This is a genomic window from Paenibacillus sp. 598K, from assembly GCF_003851045.1.
Lineage (GTDB): Bacteria > Bacillota > Bacilli > Paenibacillales > Paenibacillaceae > Paenibacillus_D.
This window is the reverse complement of the sequence record NZ_BFBX01000154.1, coordinates 1-1,154: the sequence shown is the minus strand read 5'-3', so window position 1 is coordinate 1,154 and position 1,154 is coordinate 1. Positions and strand designations below refer to the sequence as shown.

The 1,154-nt window shown below is 62.0% G+C and carries 1 pseudogene; it reads right to left on the bottom strand.

What is annotated here, in order from left to right:
* Nucleotides 1-1,154: pseudogene (gene thiC / locus PA598K_RS32110) on the bottom strand (phosphomethylpyrimidine synthase ThiC); the annotation flags it as partial.

The following is a 1,154-nucleotide window of genomic DNA, read 5'->3' as shown; positions in this document are numbered from 1 at the left end:
GCTCCGGATCGAGCGCCAGATGGAACTGATCGCGCCAGCGGAACTCGAAGCGAGCCTTGGAGAGCGCATCGTCGCGCAGCTTCGCCCGCGGGTGGCCCTTTGCCAGATCGGCGGCATGAGCAGCGATTTTGTAGGTGATAACGCCTTCCTTGACATCCTCTTTGCCCGGCAGGCCGAGATGCTCCTTGGGCGTCACGTAGCACAGCATCGCCGTGCCGAACCAGCCGATCATCGCCGCCCCGATCGCCGAAGTGATATGATCGTACCCCGGCGCGATATCCGTCGTCAGCGGACCCAGCGTGTAGAAAGGCGCTTCCTTGCACACCTCGAGCTGGCGGTCCATATTTTCCTTGATCTGATGCATCGGCACATGGCCCGGCCCCTCGATCATCACCTGCACGTCATGCTTCCAGGCGATGTCCGTTAGCTCGCCCAGCGTCTCCAGCTCGGCGAACTGGGCAGCGTCGTTGGCGTCGGCGATCGAGCCCGGACGCAGACCATCGCCCAGGGAGAAGGATACATCGTAGGCTTTCATAATCTCGCAGATCTCTTCGAAGTGAGTGTACAGGAAGTTCTCCTGATGATGCGCCAGACACCAGGACGCCATAATCGAGCCGCCGCGTGAGACGATGCCCGTCAGCCGCTGCGCGGTCAGCGGGATATATCGCAGCAGCACGCCGGCATGGATGGTGAAATAATCGACGCCCTGCTCCGCCTGCTCGATCAACGTATCGCGGTAGATCTCCCAGGTAAGATCCTCCGCTACGCCGCCAACCTTCTCCAGCGCCTGATAGATCGGCACCGTGCCGACCGGCACCGGCGCATTGCGGATGATCCACTCCCGCGTCGTGTGGATGTTTTTGCCCGTCGACAGATCCATGATCGTGTCCGCTCCCCAGCGGGTCGCCCAGGTGAGCTTCTCGACCTCGTCCTCAACCGAGGAAAGCACGGCGGAGTTGCCGATATTGGCGTTGATCTTCACATGGAAGGCTCGTCCGATCACCATCGGCTCGAGCTCCGTATGGTTAATGTTGGCCGGCAGGATCGCGCGTCCGGCGGCGATCTCGTCTCGTATGAACTCGGGCGTCATGCCCTCGCGGATCGCCGCATACTCCATCTCCGGCGTGACGATGCCCGCGCGCGCATAGTGGAGC